Annotated in this window: 19 protein-coding genes and 8 tRNA genes; 23 read left to right on the top strand and 4 right to left on the bottom strand. The window is 40.5% G+C overall.

Going from position 1 to position 14,746, the window contains the following annotated elements:
* Nucleotides 1-22: 22 nt before the first annotated feature.
* The 4 genes from ACXAEY_RS10755 (at nt 23) to trhO (ACXAEY_RS10740) (ending at nt 3,210) form a co-directional block, all read left to right on the top strand.
* Entirely contained in the window at nt 23-1,150 is a 1,128-nt protein-coding gene (locus ACXAEY_RS10755) for a conserved virulence factor C family protein (protein ID WP_474811939.1), read from the top strand.
* A 12-nt stretch (nt 1,151-1,162) separates the two neighbouring features.
* Complete coding sequence (locus ACXAEY_RS10750) at nt 1,163-1,594, top strand: BrxA/BrxB family bacilliredoxin (RefSeq protein ID WP_270182070.1); 432 nt, start codon at nt 1,163-1,165, stop codon at nt 1,592-1,594.
* A gap of 66 nt (nt 1,595-1,660) precedes the next feature.
* On the top strand, nt 1,661-2,101 hold the full coding sequence (locus ACXAEY_RS10745; RefSeq protein ID WP_474811937.1) for an OsmC family protein: 441 nt from the start codon (nt 1,661-1,663) through the stop codon (nt 2,099-2,101).
* Nucleotides 2,102-2,238: 137 nt separating this feature from the next.
* A complete protein-coding gene (gene trhO / locus ACXAEY_RS10740; protein ID WP_270181995.1) occupies nt 2,239-3,210 on the top strand; it encodes an oxygen-dependent tRNA uridine(34) hydroxylase TrhO in 972 nt (323 codons plus the stop codon).
* Between the two features lie 33 nt (nt 3,211-3,243).
* Here the strand turns inward: trhO (ACXAEY_RS10740) and ACXAEY_RS10735 are convergent, their stop codons facing one another.
* Together ACXAEY_RS10735 and ACXAEY_RS10730 are read right to left on the bottom strand one after the other, a co-directional pair.
* Entirely contained in the window at nt 3,244-4,107 is an 864-nt protein-coding gene (locus ACXAEY_RS10735; RefSeq protein ID WP_474811935.1) for a hypothetical protein, read from the bottom strand.
* A gap of 17 nt (nt 4,108-4,124) precedes the next feature.
* Nucleotides 4,125-5,195: a toxic anion resistance protein gene (locus tag ACXAEY_RS10730; protein WP_474811933.1), complete on the bottom strand. Its 1,071-nt coding sequence runs from the start codon at nt 5,193-5,195 to the stop codon at nt 4,125-4,127.
* Between the two features lie 204 nt (nt 5,196-5,399).
* Here ACXAEY_RS10730 and ACXAEY_RS10725 point away from each other — a divergent pair, with 204 nt between their 5' ends.
* The 18 genes from ACXAEY_RS10725 (at nt 5,400) to ACXAEY_RS10640 (ending at nt 12,629) form a co-directional block, all read left to right on the top strand.
* Entirely contained in the window at nt 5,400-5,639 is a 240-nt protein-coding gene (locus tag ACXAEY_RS10725) for a glutaredoxin domain-containing protein (RefSeq protein WP_270181998.1), read from the top strand.
* Nucleotides 5,640-5,687: 48 nt separating this feature from the next.
* A complete protein-coding gene (locus ACXAEY_RS10720) occupies nt 5,688-6,851 on the top strand; it encodes an acyl-CoA dehydrogenase family protein (RefSeq protein ID WP_474811930.1) in 1,164 nt (387 codons plus the stop codon).
* 128 nt (nt 6,852-6,979) lie between these two features.
* Nucleotides 6,980-7,588 (top strand): cell wall hydrolase, encoded by a 609-nt coding sequence (locus ACXAEY_RS10715; protein ID WP_474811928.1) that lies wholly within the window; start codon nt 6,980-6,982, stop codon nt 7,586-7,588.
* A gap of 72 nt (nt 7,589-7,660) precedes the next feature.
* On the top strand, nt 7,661-8,053 hold the full coding sequence (kapB, locus tag ACXAEY_RS10710; protein WP_270182001.1) for a kinase-associated lipoprotein KapB: 393 nt from the start codon (nt 7,661-7,663) through the stop codon (nt 8,051-8,053).
* A gap of 77 nt (nt 8,054-8,130) precedes the next feature.
* Nucleotides 8,131-9,012, top strand: coding sequence for an oxygen-dependent tRNA uridine(34) hydroxylase TrhO (trhO, locus tag ACXAEY_RS10705; protein ID WP_474811926.1), 882 nt, complete (start codon nt 8,131-8,133; stop codon nt 9,010-9,012).
* 76 nt (nt 9,013-9,088) lie between these two features.
* Nucleotides 9,089-9,844: an NRDE family protein gene (locus ACXAEY_RS10700; protein WP_474811924.1), complete on the top strand. Its 756-nt coding sequence runs from the start codon at nt 9,089-9,091 to the stop codon at nt 9,842-9,844.
* A 127-nt stretch (nt 9,845-9,971) separates the two neighbouring features.
* A complete protein-coding gene (locus ACXAEY_RS10695; protein WP_270182004.1) occupies nt 9,972-10,130 on the top strand; it encodes a hypothetical protein in 159 nt (52 codons plus the stop codon).
* 174 nt (nt 10,131-10,304) lie between these two features.
* Nucleotides 10,305-10,380: transfer RNA gene (locus tag ACXAEY_RS10690), tRNA-Val, on the top strand.
* Nucleotides 10,381-10,403: 23 nt separating this feature from the next.
* Nucleotides 10,404-10,479 (top strand) — tRNA-Thr (locus tag ACXAEY_RS10685).
* Nucleotides 10,480-10,484: 5 nt separating this feature from the next.
* Nucleotides 10,485-10,569 (top strand) — tRNA-Leu (locus tag ACXAEY_RS10680).
* A gap of 18 nt (nt 10,570-10,587) precedes the next feature.
* Nucleotides 10,588-10,664: transfer RNA gene (locus ACXAEY_RS10675), tRNA-Arg, on the top strand.
* Between the two features lie 9 nt (nt 10,665-10,673).
* A tRNA-Ala gene (locus tag ACXAEY_RS10670) sits at nt 10,674-10,749 on the top strand.
* A 4-nt stretch (nt 10,750-10,753) separates the two neighbouring features.
* Nucleotides 10,754-10,846 (top strand) — tRNA-Ser (locus ACXAEY_RS10665).
* A gap of 3 nt (nt 10,847-10,849) precedes the next feature.
* Nucleotides 10,850-10,923, top strand: a tRNA-Gly gene (locus ACXAEY_RS10660).
* Nucleotides 10,924-10,930: 7 nt separating this feature from the next.
* Nucleotides 10,931-11,005, top strand: a tRNA-Glu gene (locus ACXAEY_RS10655).
* A gap of 239 nt (nt 11,006-11,244) precedes the next feature.
* Complete coding sequence (locus ACXAEY_RS10650; RefSeq protein ID WP_270182072.1) at nt 11,245-11,580, top strand: transporter; 336 nt, start codon at nt 11,245-11,247, stop codon at nt 11,578-11,580.
* Nucleotides 11,581-11,708: 128 nt separating this feature from the next.
* Entirely contained in the window at nt 11,709-12,359 is a 651-nt protein-coding gene (locus ACXAEY_RS10645) for a YpjP family protein (protein WP_474811921.1), read from the top strand.
* A gap of 48 nt (nt 12,360-12,407) precedes the next feature.
* Nucleotides 12,408-12,629 (top strand): hypothetical protein, encoded by a 222-nt coding sequence (locus ACXAEY_RS10640; protein WP_474811919.1) that lies wholly within the window; start codon nt 12,408-12,410, stop codon nt 12,627-12,629.
* Nucleotides 12,630-12,833: 204 nt separating this feature from the next.
* Here the strand turns inward: ACXAEY_RS10640 and ACXAEY_RS10635 are convergent, their stop codons facing one another.
* Entirely contained in the window at nt 12,834-13,070 is a 237-nt protein-coding gene (locus ACXAEY_RS10635) for a YuzB family protein (protein ID WP_263622934.1), read from the bottom strand.
* 197 nt (nt 13,071-13,267) lie between these two features.
* Between ACXAEY_RS10635 and trxB the strand changes: the two genes are divergently transcribed.
* Nucleotides 13,268-14,209, top strand: a complete 942-nt coding sequence (trxB, locus tag ACXAEY_RS10630; protein ID WP_474811917.1) for a thioredoxin-disulfide reductase — start codon at nt 13,268-13,270, stop codon at nt 14,207-14,209.
* 33 nt (nt 14,210-14,242) lie between these two features.
* Here the strand turns inward: trxB and ACXAEY_RS10625 are convergent, their stop codons facing one another.
* Nucleotides 14,243-14,686: an Hsp20/alpha crystallin family protein gene (locus ACXAEY_RS10625; RefSeq protein WP_474811915.1), complete on the bottom strand. Its 444-nt coding sequence runs from the start codon at nt 14,684-14,686 to the stop codon at nt 14,243-14,245.
* Between the last annotated feature and the right edge of the window lie 60 nt (nt 14,687-14,746).

The raw sequence follows: 14,746 nt of genomic DNA, 5'->3' as shown, positions 1-14,746 counted from the left end.
ACTTGAAGAAGGGGGAGGTTCTATGAAGATCGTATCGATCGAACCAACACCGAGTCCAAATTCGATGAAAATCAACCTGAACGAATCATTAGCCGCAGGGGATACGCGCCAGTATAAGCAGGGGAGTGACCTTGCTGACGCGCCGGATTATATTCAACAGCTAATGGAAGTTCCTGGTGTAAAAGAAATCTATCATGTAATGGACTTTATTGCTTTAGAACGTAATGCAAGATTTGCCTGGGAAGATATCTTACCTGGCGCAAGGGCAGCATTTGGACAAGAAACGAATGAAACGAGCAATTCGAAGGATGCCGTTGACGATGATTTCGGCGAAGTAAAAGTGTTCATTCAAATGTTTAGGGGTATTCCTATGCAGGTAAAGCTGCTCGATGGTGAAGAAGAACATCGTTTCGGTCTACCTGATCGATTTATGAAAGCGGCGATGGATGCTTCTTCAGCTTCTGACAATATGGTAATGGAACGAGAGTGGAAAGAGCAAAATCCTCGCTATGGTTCTCCGGAAGAAGTTGGCGTTGAAGTCACTGAGGAAGTATCTGCAACTTATGATGAAAAAAGACTTGGGGCACTTGTGAAAGATGCTTTTAACCCAGGACAGCCTGATTCAAGAAAACAAGAAAAGAAGCATGTTACGCTTGAGATGCTCGACCATCCAGAATGGAAGGAAAGATATGCTGCTCTAGATCGATTAGATCCAGAAATCACCGACCTTCCTTTACTAGAAAAAGCGCTACAAGATGAAAAGGCTTCTATACGTAGACTAGCTGCTGTTTATCTTGGGATGATTGAATCAAAAGACGTCTTGCCTCTACTATATAAAGCGTTGAAAGATAAGTCAGTGACTGTGAGACGTACTGCGGGAGACTGTTTGTCTGATTTAGGTTATGTAGAAGCAATTCCTGAAATGGTGGAAGCCCTATCTGATAAAAACAAGCTTGTTCGTTGGAGGGCTGCCATGTTCTTATACGAGGTAGGCGATGAATCAGCAGTACCTGCTTTAGAACAGGCAACAGAAGATCCAGAGTTCGAAGTAAAGATGCAAGCAAGGATTGCACTCGAGCGTATTAAGGGTGGCGAAGAAGCAAAAGGCTCAGTATGGCATCAAATGACGCAAGCACGGAAATCGAAATAAGAGGAGGTTCTCATAATGAATCCATATGAAGAATATATGAAACAAATGGCTCAGCCAATGCGAGACGAATTAACTTCTGCAGGTTTTAAAGAACTCACCACTGCTGAAGATGTTGCAGAATTTGTAACTGGCACGAAAGGTACAACACTAGTTGTGATCAATTCTGTCTGCGGCTGTGCGGCAGGTTTAGCGCGACCAGCAGCTCGTGAAGCAATTGAACATGAAAAGAAACCAGATCATATTGTGACAGTGTTTGCCGGACAAGATCGTGAAGCAACTGCCCAAATGAGAGAGTATCTAGAAGGATACGAACCTTCTTCTCCTTCCATGGCATTGATGAAAGATGGACAGGTTCTCCATTTCATTCCTCGTGAAGAAATTGAAGATCACGAAGTTGAAGACATCGTGGAAAACTTGACAGGAGCTTTCGAGCAATATTGTTAAATCAACCTCCACTCTGTTCCAAGAGTGGAGTTTTCTTATAAGAAAAATTAGATGGAGGTATGTAGGATGGAACATGTATTTGAGCTAAAGGGAAGCTACAAAGGCGGGAGAACTGGGAAAGGTGAAATTCATTCTGAAAATCTTTCAGCAAGTGTAACGATCCCAACGTCAATGGGGGGCTTAGATGAAGGCACCAACCCTGATGAACTATTGCTTAGCTCTTCTGCAGCTTGTTATTTTATGACGCTTGGACTTTATCTTGAAGCAAAAAAGATTCCTTTTGACGATATTCAAATCTCATCTAAATTAATTGTGAGTGAAGAAGGAAGAATACATGTTGAATCGATTCACCATTTCCCAGTTGTCTATTTGAAGGAATCTCCTGATGAATCACTGAGACAACAGATCATGGACATTGCAGAACGAGCAGAAGATGGGTGCATGATCACACGTGCCATCAAAGGAAATGTGAAGGTATTTGTAAAACCATCAATTGAAATCGTTTAGCTTCCTTACTGTGCTCATCCCTGAAACCATATGGTAATTCAAAACCATCTATTTGCATTCTAGCGAGAATTTATTATAATAATATTTTGGAGCGGTTGAGCCTGTTATGGAAACAGTGAAATAAAGGAGATACGATTATGAGCAATAAAGACTATCGCGTATTATTGTATTATAAATATGTACAAATCGATAATCCTGGAGAGTTTGTGGAGAAACACCAGGAGTTTTGTAACGAACATGAATTAAAGGGCAGAATTCTCGTTGCTGAAGAAGGCATCAATGGAACTCTTTCTGGAACAGTTGAGCAAACTCAAGCTTATATGGATATGATGCATGCTGACGAACGTTTTTCTGATCTTTTCTTTAAGATAGACGAAGCAGATGAGCATGCGTTTAAAAAGATGCACGTTCGTGAACGGCCTGAATTGGTCACTCTTCGATTAGAGGATAACCACAATCCTACCAAAGTAGGTGGAAAGCACTTATCCCCTAAAGAATGGCGTGAAGCGATGCAGGATGAGGACGTCATTATTCTAGATACTCGTAATGACTATGAGTATGAGCTTGGTCATTTCAAAGGTGCGATAAATCCAGATATCAAGAACTTCCGAGATTTACCAGAGTGGGTGCAGGAAAATCTTGCTGATAAAAAAGACAAGAAGATCCTAACTTATTGTACTGGTGGTATTCGTTGTGAAAAATTCACTGGCTGGATGATCAATCAGGGCTTTGAAGATGTGAACCAGCTTGATGGTGGCATCGTTACGTACGGTAAAGACGAGGAAACGAAAGGTGAATACTGGAACGGTCAGTGTTACGTATTCGATGAGCGGATTTCTGTTCCGATCAATCAAAAAGAGCACGTGATCGTTGGTAAAGACCATTTCACTGGTGAGCCTTGTGAGAGATACGTCAACTGCGCAAATCCAGATTGTAATAAGCAAATCATTACTTCTGAAGAGAATGAGCATAAATACTTGCGAGGGTGTTCTCATGAATGCCGAGTATCTCCACGTAATCGCTATGTGGAAGAACACGGACTATCAGAAGAAGAAGTAACAGAACGCATTCAAGCGATCATGAAAGAAAATATAGAGCAAGAAGTATAATAAAAGCTAGCTGTCTTTTTTGACAGCTAGCTTTTATTCGTTATCGTATCTCATCTTGTTAACTTTTAAGAGGTGGTCAACTTTGGATAATCTTAGTTGCTCTAACTTTTCCAACAGTTGGTGAAGCGTTAGTTCCATTTTACATAACGCCTGAAACAGGTCACCGTGTCTTAATTCTTTATTATCCTTAGATAAACCGATATATCCTCCTAAAAGGTCAGGGATTTCAGTGGATAGCATTCGTTTCACAGTGTGTCTTTCCTCGATATCAAGAAGGTCTAGTTCAGGTAACATCGTACTGATGAGATTTAACAGTCGGTTTGCTCTTGAATAAATAACCCCTTTGATAGATGGGTCTTTCAAAAGCTGTTCGACCAACTGTACATTTTCTTGTAAAGTAGCATCAATTTGAGGCGCATGGGCTACGTATTTTGGACCTAATAGAGCTCGATCTAATTGTTTAATTCGATGAAAGATGCCGGAAAAATAAGGGGACCGTTTCACACTTCGCTTGATGATTCGTCCGCGATCATTGATTAAGATCAACCCCTGTTTACATTTCCCATGTTCACTCGAAGACTTAACTTGTCTTTGCCATTGTATAAAGAATTTTTTTGGGGTAGAAGAGCGAGTTTTTTGGCTGTCATACCCTGAAAAAAGAATGAGATTCCGTTTGATCTTTAAGAAAATAGTAAATCCTTTTTCTGTTCGCTTCCATTTTTCTTGTTTGTGAGAATCGTTTGAGATTTTATGAATAAATTCATCTAATAGTTGCTCTGCAAAATTTAAAAATTCATAGGAACCTACGTCTTGTAATAACGATGATTCCACAGTTTTAAATCTGGGAGGCAAAAATTTCTCCACCCATTGATATTCAGGAGAGTTTAGTAGCCCCACGTTCATAACCTCCAGTCTTATAGACGGTCTGCAGCTTCAGAAAGCTGCTTTTGCTTTACAGTTGATCCGTCAAGCTTAAGCTTCATTTCATTGTTGAGTTGTTCCATCTCAGTAATAAATAGTTTTCCACTATCGATGATTCTAGCGTTCGATTTTTCTGTAAGATCGATCGCTTCGAATACGTCGTTATAAGCTTTGCGGAAAGATTCGATCGCAATTGCAGGTTTTTCAAGAGTTTTAATCGTTTCCTCAGTGTTCTGTTTGAGCATTTCTGCATTTCGAAGCAGCATTGATTCCGTTGCTTCATTCACATTTTGAACAGCTGTGATAACTTTTTGCTGATTACCAAGTGCAAGTTGGATGGAAGCGGTAACTGTGATGATGTTTTTCGTCATCGTAACAGCATTGAAAATCGCTTCTTCTAGCTTTTCGTTATTTTCTATGATTAGATCAACGGAAGCCATCGATTGTCTCAACACCATTACAGCTTGTGACATATTCTTTACGCGGCTGACCACTTTTTGTTGGGCTTTTTGAATGGGTAGAGGATTTTCCTTCCATTCATCTTTCGCAGCTTCTTCATCAAGCATCGTCATTAACGTCTGTCCAAGTTCCATTTGCTCTTCTAACCCGCCGATCCTTTCACGTGCAACATCTTTGAGTTCTCTCAACATCAAGTTGTCTTCTTGAAGTTTGTCTCTGCCTGTTAATAACGACTCAACAATAACCTCTACTTGAGATTCCACGGTCTTATACTTTTTTGCATACTGTTCGATTTCATTACGTCCAAGAACTTTGTTCATTAGCTTGTTGAACTTAGTTTTCTTTAAATAAGTTGGTTCTAGTTCAGATACATGCTCCCTTAGCTTGTGGAGGTTTTCAGGAAGATCATTATCTGGTTGGTCGATCATTCCTTTTACAGGACGTTTTAACGCTTCTAAAGATTGGCCTGCGTTCCTCTGAGCATCTTCTCCTAATCCTGATAAAGATTGTAGGATTTTATCAGAGTCATCTTCATTATAAAAGCTCTGGATAATTTCTTCCGCTTTTTCTCGCTGTTTATCATTTTGTTCAGATAAGTTGTTCATATATGTCACTCCTTCAAAAGAATGAAAAGTTGGGTACCATGTAATACCTTATACGTTCTATCTTCAAAAAAAGTTTCAACTACTTGTCGGCATAATTCCCTTCATCGATCGGGAACAAACGTTTTAAAGAACAGATGTGTTGCAAGTATGAAACGCTGGTGATATGTTTTATACGGAAAAGATTCTATTAGGGAAGTGACGTTTATGAAGAATGTAAAAGTTTACACGCAGCCTGCTTGTCCGCCGTGTGAGTTTGTTAAACAATATTTCGATGTGAATGGGATAGAATATGAGCTGCTTAATATTAAAGAAGATGCAAGAGCTCGTGATGAATTGATCAATACTCATAAATCGATGTCTACGCCTACGATCGTGATCGATGAAGAAGTAATTATCGGCTTCAAGCAAGACCGAATCGATGAACTGTTAAATATAAGAACTTAATTTGCTTTTATCGTAATTGAACGGTGATAAGTAGTCAACTAAAGGAAGGTGACTTATTTGATAGAAAAATTTATTCGTAATGAGCGTGAAGAAAAACTTCATCATTTAGCGCAGGATTTAAGTGAAGAGTTACAGGAATTCGCATCGAAAATCGATGAAGAAGCGAGTATTCCAACATCGATTCTAGATCGGTTCAGAACATCTGGTTACTCAGCGCTACCTGTTCCAAAGCAATATGGTGGAGAAGACCTTTCTTTATATGAGCTTGTTTTAATTCAAGAAGAGCTAGGTAAAGGAGAGGGGGCTACTGCGCTTTCGATCGGCTGGCATCTTGGTATTTTGAAAGATCTAAACGATCGACGACCGTGGAACGACATTACATTCGGGAGACTTTCTAGAGATGTTGTAGAAGGAACGATCATTAATCGTGCTCAAACAGAGGAAAAGACAGGGGACCCTACGAGAGGTGGGCTACCTGTAACGATTGCTAAGAGAGTTGATTCAGGATATCGTTTGACAGGTAGAAAGACGTTTACAACTCTTAGTACTCATCTGGATCAGGTGATTGTGAAAGCGACTTTGGAAGACAGTGAGGAAGCTTGCGATTTCCTCGTTTCTATGAAAGATGAAGGAGTTTCTATTGAAGAAACTTGGGATGTAATTGGAATGCGGGGTACGAGGAGTGATGATCTTGTTCTTAATGGTGTCCATGTCCCTGCTGAACGATTATTAGAAGTGTATGACAAAGAGCGGAAAACGAAAGCTATACCACCTGGATGGCTGTTGCATATACCTGCGGTTTACCTTGGAATTGCTGAAGCAGCTAAGCAGGAAGCGATCGAATTCGTAAATACGTATCAGCCGAACAGTTTGGATAAACCATTGAGTGAAGTGCCTCATATTCAAGATAAGATTGGACAGATTTCATTAAAACTATTGAGTGCACGCCATTTTCTATATTCTGTTGCCGATCAGTGGGATAAGTATCCTGAAGAGCGAATGCAGATGCAGTCACAGCTATTCGCTGCGAAACATCAAGCAGTAAACGCGGCGATCGACGTAGTCGACCTTTCTATGAGGATAATCGGTGGTAGAAGTTTAATGAAAAAGAACAAGATTGAACGTTTATATAGAGACGTACGAGCAGGACTCCATAACCCACCTAGTGACGAATTGACGTTGCAAGTTTTAGCAAATAGTGAATTTAAATAAGGTGGAATAAGTTTCATGTTGTACGGTTTTCTGGAAATACGGCCTTCGATTTCCTATTGAAATGATGATGAATATGCTCTAACCTTTCTAACTGTGACGATTTTGAGAGATAGGAAGGGTGAGGCTAAGTGAAAAAACATGTATCATTGTTAATGATTATGACTCTTTTCATAAATCTGATCTCTTATCAATCACATCAGGTTGAAGCAGTTACTTCGGTTAAAGCAGAAACGAAACTGCCTACACGAGAATTAGATACTCCTAAAGAAACAAAACCTGATCCAGAAACAAAGCACCAGGTAGCATTACGAATGAACCTACCTATTAATAATATGAATGATGTAAAAGAAGTAAAAGGTCACCAATTATCAGTTAAAAAATACTCTGTAAAAGAAGTTGAAATGCTAGCTCGATTGATCAATGGTGAAGCTAGAGGAGAATCGTTCGAAGGGAAAGTGGCAGTTGCGGCTGTTACGCTAAACCGTGTTCGTTCATCAAAGTTCCCAAATTCGATCAAAGAGGTTATCTTTCAGAGTGGAGCATATACAGCAGTATCTGACGGTCAATATAGCAAGAAACCTGGAAAAAAGGCTTACCTTGCAGCATATGAAGCATTAAAAGGTGAAGATCCAAGCTCCGGGGCATTGTTTTACTATAATCCAAAAACAGCCACTGATGATTGGATTCGAAGCAGACATGTCATTAAGACAATTGGAAAACATGTATTTACAAGATGAAATCCTCCAGACCCTGGAGGATTTTGTGATATCATCAGGTTGTAAAAGCATTGGTGAAGGAGTGAAGACATCATGGCAGATAAAAAGTCATTTGAACAAGGTGAAATCGTTACAGCAGGTTATAAAACAGGGAGATACATTGGAGAAATCGTCGATGTGAAATCTCCCAAAGCAGTCGTAAAGGTTCTTGCAGTCATTAAGCACCCAACACAAGGGGACCTGCACAACCCGAAGCAGCTCGACGTGCCATTATTTCACCAGCGTAAGGCGCTATCACAATACGAAAAAGCGCTTGTCCCTATTTCCGCCATCAACCACTATGATGAAGAAATTCCAGATTACCTCGAGTCGTTAAAGGAAGCGGTGGACACACAAGTCAACGAACTAAAACACGAAGGTGGAAGATGGGCAGAGGCTTCTTTAATCGAGTTGGAAAAGCTTAAGGATGAATACTTTACATCGTGAGAATCATCTTTACATCACATCAGAAATCAGGTAAGATTTAATACTGATTTTAGAATACGCAGAAGGTGGTTTTTGGCTTGCAATCAGAAGCTTCAGCATATCAAGTGCTGTTATATTATAAGTATGTAGAAATAGAAGATCCCGAGTACTTTGCTAGAAAGCATTTGAAATTCTGTAAGTCTCTAAACTTAAAAGGTAGAATACTCGTAGGTAAAGAGGGCATAAATGGTACTGTTTCAGGACCAAAGGAATACACTGAGCAATACATGCAAGAGTTAAGGAACGATCCTCGTTTTTCTGACATTGAATTTAAGATCGATGAAGCGGAAGCTCACACATTTAAAAAAATGCACGTACGAGCTAGAAATGAGATCGTATCACTCCGTCTTGATGAGGATATCGATCCAAATGAGCTTACGGGAAATTATCTTGAGCCAAAAGAGTTTATGAATGCACTTGAACGAGATGATGTTATCGTTATTGATGCGAGAAATGACTATGAATATGATATCGGTCACTTCAGAAATGCAATTCGACCGAATATAAAAGCGTTTCGTGAATTACCGGAATGGATTGAAGAGAACTTATCAGATCAAAAGGACAAAAAAGTACTCACGTATTGTACAGGTGGAATTCGTTGCGAAAAGTTTTCTGGTTATTTGAAGAAGAAAGGTTTTAATGATGTATCTCAGCTTCATGGTGGGATCGTAACATATGGCAAAGACCCAGAAGTACAAGGGAAATATTTTGATGGTAAGTGTTTTGTGTTTGACGATCGCTTAGCTGTTGATGTCAATCAAACGGATGAAGCAAAGGTAGTTGGAACATGCTATCATTGCGGCACACATGCAGACACTTACATTAACTGCGCAAATGTAGAGTGTGATAAACTACACATCGTTTGTGATGAGTGCATGGACTCACAACAACGTTACTGTTCATCATCTTGTGCTGGTTAAGTTGATACAATAAAGGGTTGAAGGAGCACAGTGGTTAACACTGTGCTCCTCTGCTTATCGGAAGGCGGCAAATCGTATGTGTTTAATCGCAGTTGCAATCGATGTTAACCGAAAATACCCATTCATTTTAATTGCTAATCGAGATGAATTCTACGAACGACCCACTGAAAGGGCTCATTATTGGACTGATTATACTAACCTTTTAGCTGGAAGAGACCTAAGAGCAAAAGGTACATGGCTTGGAATTACGACTGAGGGTAACATTGCTGCATTAACAAATTTTCGAGAGCCTAATGAAGATCGTAAGGAGCGGTCAAGAGGGGAGCTGCCTGTCAATTACCTCACGCAGTCTATTCATCCATACGATTATTTAAAGAGTTTGCAGGAACAAAAGGATCACTACAATGGTTTCAACTTGTTTGTGGGTAATGTAAATGAGTTCTTTTACTATTCAAACCGCGAGAACGAGGTTAGGAAAGTTGAGTCGGGCATTCATGCTGTAAGTAATCACCTGTTGAATACAAGCTGGCCCAAAGTGGATCGAATCAAGAGAGAACTATCAGATTATCTTGACCAAACTAAAGAGATTGACTCTGATCAGCTGTTCAAATTACTTGATCATGCTGAACCAGCGCCAGATAAAGATCTTCCAAACACAGGTATCCCGCTAGAATGGGAAAGACTTTTGTCGCCCATCTATATTAAATCTGAAAAGTATGGCACCAGAGCACAAACGATCGTTATGGTCTCTAACGAAGGAGAAGTGACGTTTCTTGAAAAAGCTACCGGTGAAAAAATAAACAAGTTTCATTTTTCAATCGACCGTTCATAATACGTGCTCTAGAGGAATACATTATATCCTACCTATCATTACCAGCTTAAATATGGTAATAAAGACCAGGTTTATGATTGGTCTAAAGAGGGTAACTAGGGGTTACTAAGTATGAGGAGGGGTTTTATTGAAACGAAAGCGTCACTATGTTGAAGATCAGCTACTAAGGGAAGCCTCTAATATTCGAGAGTATCGTAAGGTAGATGTTGAAGTGGTAGCCAAGAAATATCCTGAACGCAGTGCGCCTCCAAAGAAAAATAAAACTCTTGTTCAATCATCAGTATAAGCAGGGGATTAAATCCCTTGCTTTTTTTATGTGAAAAACTATTGCAATCTAGTAAGATTATTGATAATATAAATCTTGTCCTCATAAACAACGTTTTTCGACACAATGTCTTTGAAAAAAAGTGTTGACGTGAATGGACAAGTAGTTATACAATATAGAGGTCGCTGTTTATTTGGAGGATTAGCTCAGCTGGGAGAGCATCTGCCTTACAAGCAGAGGGTCGGCGGTTCGAGCCCGTCATCCTCCACCATTCTTTCTCTATAAAAATACTTCGCCGGTCTAGCTCAATTGGTAGAGCAACTGACTTGTAATCAGTAGGTTGGGGGTTCAAGTCCTCTGGCCGGCACCACACACGCGGGTGTGGCGGAATTGGCAGACGCGCTAGACTTAGGATCTAGTGTCTTACGACGTGGGGGTTCGAGTCCCTTCACCCGCACCATTAGAATCACATAGGTATGCGCCCGTAGCTCAATTGGATAGAGCGTCTGACTACGGATCAGAAGGTTAGGGGTTCGACTCCTCTCGGGCGCGCCATACATACTTGGGGCCTTAGCTCAGCTGGGAGAGCGCCTGCCTTGCACGCAGGAGGTCAGCGGTTCGATCCCGCTAGGCTCCACCATATTGGAGGAATACCCAAGTCTGGCTGAAGGGATCGGTCTTGAAAACCGACAGGGGCTTAACGGCCCGCGGGGGTTCGAATCCCTCTTCCTCCGCCATTTGCGGGTGTAGTTTAGTGGTAAAACCTCAGCCTTCCAAGCTGATGTCGTGGGTTCGATTCCCATCACCCGCTCCAATTTAGTGGCCCGTTGGTCAAGCGGTTAAGACACCGCCCTTTCACGGCGGTAACACGGGTTCGAATCCCGTACGGGTCACCATTTCAAAGAAGCTTACGGGCTTCTCACCCAAGGGTTCCCCTGCAGAAGTTCTCTCGAAGAAGAGAAATCAGCAGGACTAGCTAACGCGTCGGAATCCCGTACGGGTCACCATTTCTTATAATAATTTTATTTGATTATGAAGCGACAGCACACTCAAAGAGGTGCTTTTTTTGTTGTCCAAATGAACCTCTCACCTAAGAAGGGCATACAGTGTCTATATCAAGTGAGAAGGGATGGAAATGATGTACAGTGAAGAACATGAGCACATCGCATACCACATTCATACCTATGAGGCTCCTCGTCAACAACAACCAGTGATGCAGCCACCTTCTAGTCCACCATCAACGACACCACAAATGCCTATGTCAGCACAAGCAGGAACGCAGGCAGTAGACCCGTTTGCGATCAGAGGGTGTTTATACCGCTACACGTATATATGGATGAAAGGTGGAAATCGCTTCTGGTTCTGGCCAGTTTTTGTTGGCAGAAGATCTGTATCTGGATTTCGATGGACTGGAAGAAGATGGGTATATACAGGCATTGATCTTAATCGAATCGAAATGTTTACTTGTTAAGTGGATGAGCGCTTTTAACGAAGCGCTCAAAATATGTAACAGAATAGTTAAAAAATTATCTGGTATTTTCGTCGTCTTCATGGGACAATGTAAGAAATCTTTTATTTGAGAAAGTCAGGTGTAGACGATTGCGCTTTCCGTTATGGTCAAGAAAGCTTTTTGTAGCATTCATTGCTGTAATCACGCTTGGTACAGTTATACCAACAGAATATTTACAAGATCTTAAACCTGCACAAAAGACTGAAGCTAACTACCAAAAAGACGTTTCACACGTTGTTGAAACGGACGAGCCTCCTCAACTATCATATGAAGAAGTCGAGAGAGAACCCCTACGATGGCCTGAGATTGCAGAACGCTCTTCATCATCTGAGGTAGTAGAAGAATTCATTACATATGCTTCACTACAAACTGAAGAATTAGGAATAAGAAAGTTTGGCGACACGATTGCTAACCGTGTTGGGTCCGAATATATAAATTTAATCGTTCCGAAAGTAAGCGAGGTCATTACATCTAAAGTCGAAGAACTAGATGTTGATTTCGTTCGTTCACTTCGTTTGACTGATAAACCATCTGGTGGTTATGGTGAACGTATCATGCACGTGTACAACGAGAAAACAGGGAATGACTTGATGAGGTTTCATGTGAGAAGAGACCATCCACCTCAGGATGGGTACTGGTTTAACTTTCATTATCATGACGAAAAAGATAACTTTAGTGAGCATCATGAAGTTGGGAAAATTTATTGGGATAAAAACACTCCGCCAAAATGGCTCTCATAATGAGGCATGCGGGGTGTTTCTGTTTGATTGGAAGGGGAATGAATAGAGATGGAACTCGTTCAATGTATAAGAGATGTATTTGAAGAAGATCCTTTAACAGGTACTGAAAATGAAAGGAAATTATTTAAAAAAGGAAATTTTTATCCAGCCTATCAGGATGATCACGAGAACTGGATAACAGTTGATGACGAAGGGGAGCATCATATCATTGCTAGTGGTGAGTCACCAATAAAGGATTTCTGGTTTTTGTATCGTTTTAGAATCGCATAAGTAAACGCTGCTCAATTGAGCAGCGTCGTATTACTTCTTTTTAGGGCGCGCTTGTTGCGGGCCTCTTTTTTTATTCATTTGGAGAGCATCCTCACCGCTTTTAGTACCCTGAGCCCCTGTTTTGGGATCGTAGCCATTGCGACTTTTCATTGAGCAATCCTCCTTTTAGGTGTCACTCAATACTATGCCCAGACCAAACTCAAATTAAAACATAGGATTTTCTTCAATAAATTGATATACGTTACGTACGAGTTCATCTGAAGATGTAGCAGTAACGCGCTCTCCGTTAACGAGACAATACATCTCCTGACTACATAACGTACAATGCCCTAGACAAGAATATTCTAATACATCTAGATCATGGTCTTTTTCAAGTATTTCCATCGCTTTATGTGAACCGCTTGATAGGTTGCTCATACAAAACTCTACGATAGGATTCATGCTATTATCACCTCAATGCTGATTGCAAGTTCTACACTTGTTCATTTTATCAAGAAGGAATGGTAATGAACAACCTTTTCAATTGAGCAGAATAATAAGCAATATTCAGTAAATACGATATACTAAATGCGTATAGAGGGTTTATTTCTTTAAAATAAGGAAAAATAAAATAATGAAGCTTATAGAGGAGGGTCATTATGAATAAACCAGTTATCGTAGGAACAGGACCAGCAGGTTTAACCGCTGCAATTTATTTAGCAAGAGCAAATATGGAGCCTCTCGTTATCGAGGGTCCAGAGCCGGGTGGTCAATTAACCTTGACGACAGATGTAGAAAACTTTCCTGGGTTTGCTGATGGAATACTTGGCCCAGAGTTAATGGAAAACATGAAGAAACAAGCATTACGCTTCGGTGCTCGAATTGAAAGAGGCTGGGTTAAGGATATCGATTTTTCAAAAAGACCTTATACTTTAAAAACCGATACGCTTGGTGATGTAGAAGCAGATGCGGTATTGATTTCGACTGGTGCTTCGGCAAAGTTATTAGGAATACCAGGAGAATCCGAGAATATGGGTAGAGGTGTAAGCACTTGCGCGACGTGTGATGGGTTCTTCTTTAGAAATAAGAAGATCGTCGTTGTGGGCGGAGGAGACTCTGCGATGGAGGAAGCCACTTTCCTTACTAAGTTCGCTTCGGAAGTTACGATTCTTCATCGAAGGAACGAACTCAGAGCATCAAAAATCATGCAAGAAAGAGCGCGTAATAATGAAAAGATCTCATGGAAGCTTAACTACTCACCTGTTGAAGTTGTTTCAGATGGAAAGAAAGTAAGCGGAATTAGAGTAAAAGAAAGTGATTCAGGAAATGAAGAAACGATTGAGACAGATGGAATCTTTGTAGCGATCGGTCATAAACCAAACACTGATTTTCTTGAAGGAAAAATAGACATGGATGACAAAGGCTACATCAATGTTGAACCAGGAACTACTCGTACGAACCTTCCAGGTGTATTCGCGTGTGGAGACGTGCAAGATTTTACTTACAGGCAGGCAATTACAGCAGCAGGCACTGGGTGTATGGCAGCGATGGATTGTGAAAGATTCCTTGAAGGAAATGCTTTCATCGATTGGAGCATGTAATAAAGAAACGGAGGGATCCCCCTCCGTCTTTTTTTATTCGACATCTAAATAGTTTATGGTATCTTTTATTCGATCTTTCTTAGGTATCATGACTTCGAGGATACCGTTCTCATATTTCCCCTTCACATTCTTCATTGAAAAGGAATAGGGCAGTTTGATCAATCTGCTAGTACTCGAATACGCTCTTTCCTGTTTATAGTACTTTTGTTTATCATTCCGTTCTTCTTGAAAGCTGTCTGATTCAATGGAAATACGGATGCTATCTCCTAATGGCTCTACTTTAATTTGTTCTTTTGATACGCCAGGAAGTTCAGCTTCAACGATAAAAGCAGAATTCGTTTCATATAGGTCGACACGAAATGCCTGGTGTGGAAGTAAATTAGAAAATGGATCCTTAAAAAAATCATCGAATGTATTCAACCAATTTTGAAGATTAGGATCCTGAAGAATCTTTGGAAGTTTGTCTCCTTTTCCCATCACATATTCATCCTTTCCTTAATTTCTCATATAACATATGATGTGTGAATGAGAACGTTC

The organism is Anaerobacillus sp. ABA4_114, assembly GCF_056159065.1.
This window is presented reverse-complemented; position numbering and strand designations above follow the sequence as displayed.

Coding starts and splice junctions, on each gene's coding strand:
- ACXAEY_RS10755 (WP_474811939.1), top strand. CDS start 23: ATGAAGATCGTATCGATCGAACCAACACCGAGTCCAAATTCGATGAAA.
- ACXAEY_RS10700 (WP_474811924.1), top strand. CDS start 9,089: ATGTGTTTAATCGCAGTTGCAATCGATGTTAACCGAAAATACCCATTC.
- ACXAEY_RS10640 (WP_474811919.1), top strand. CDS start 12,408: ATGGAACTCGTTCAATGTATAAGAGATGTATTTGAAGAAGATCCTTTA.
- ACXAEY_RS10635 (WP_263622934.1), bottom strand. CDS start 13,070: ATGAATCCTATCGTAGAGTTTTGTATGAGCAACCTATCAAGCGGTTCA.
- ACXAEY_RS10745 (WP_474811937.1), top strand. CDS start 1,661: ATGGAACATGTATTTGAGCTAAAGGGAAGCTACAAAGGCGGGAGAACT.
- ACXAEY_RS10650 (WP_270182072.1), top strand. CDS start 11,245: ATGATGTACAGTGAAGAACATGAGCACATCGCATACCACATTCATACC.
- trxB (WP_474811917.1), top strand. CDS start 13,268: ATGAATAAACCAGTTATCGTAGGAACAGGACCAGCAGGTTTAACCGCT.
- kapB (WP_270182001.1), top strand. CDS start 7,661: ATGGCAGATAAAAAGTCATTTGAACAAGGTGAAATCGTTACAGCAGGT.
- ACXAEY_RS10725 (WP_270181998.1), top strand. CDS start 5,400: ATGAAGAATGTAAAAGTTTACACGCAGCCTGCTTGTCCGCCGTGTGAG.
- ACXAEY_RS10625 (WP_474811915.1), bottom strand. CDS start 14,686: ATGGGAAAAGGAGACAAACTTCCAAAGATTCTTCAGGATCCTAATCTT.
- ACXAEY_RS10730 (WP_474811933.1), bottom strand. CDS start 5,195: ATGAACAACTTATCTGAACAAAATGATAAACAGCGAGAAAAAGCGGAA.
- trhO (WP_270181995.1), top strand. CDS start 2,239: ATGAGCAATAAAGACTATCGCGTATTATTGTATTATAAATATGTACAA.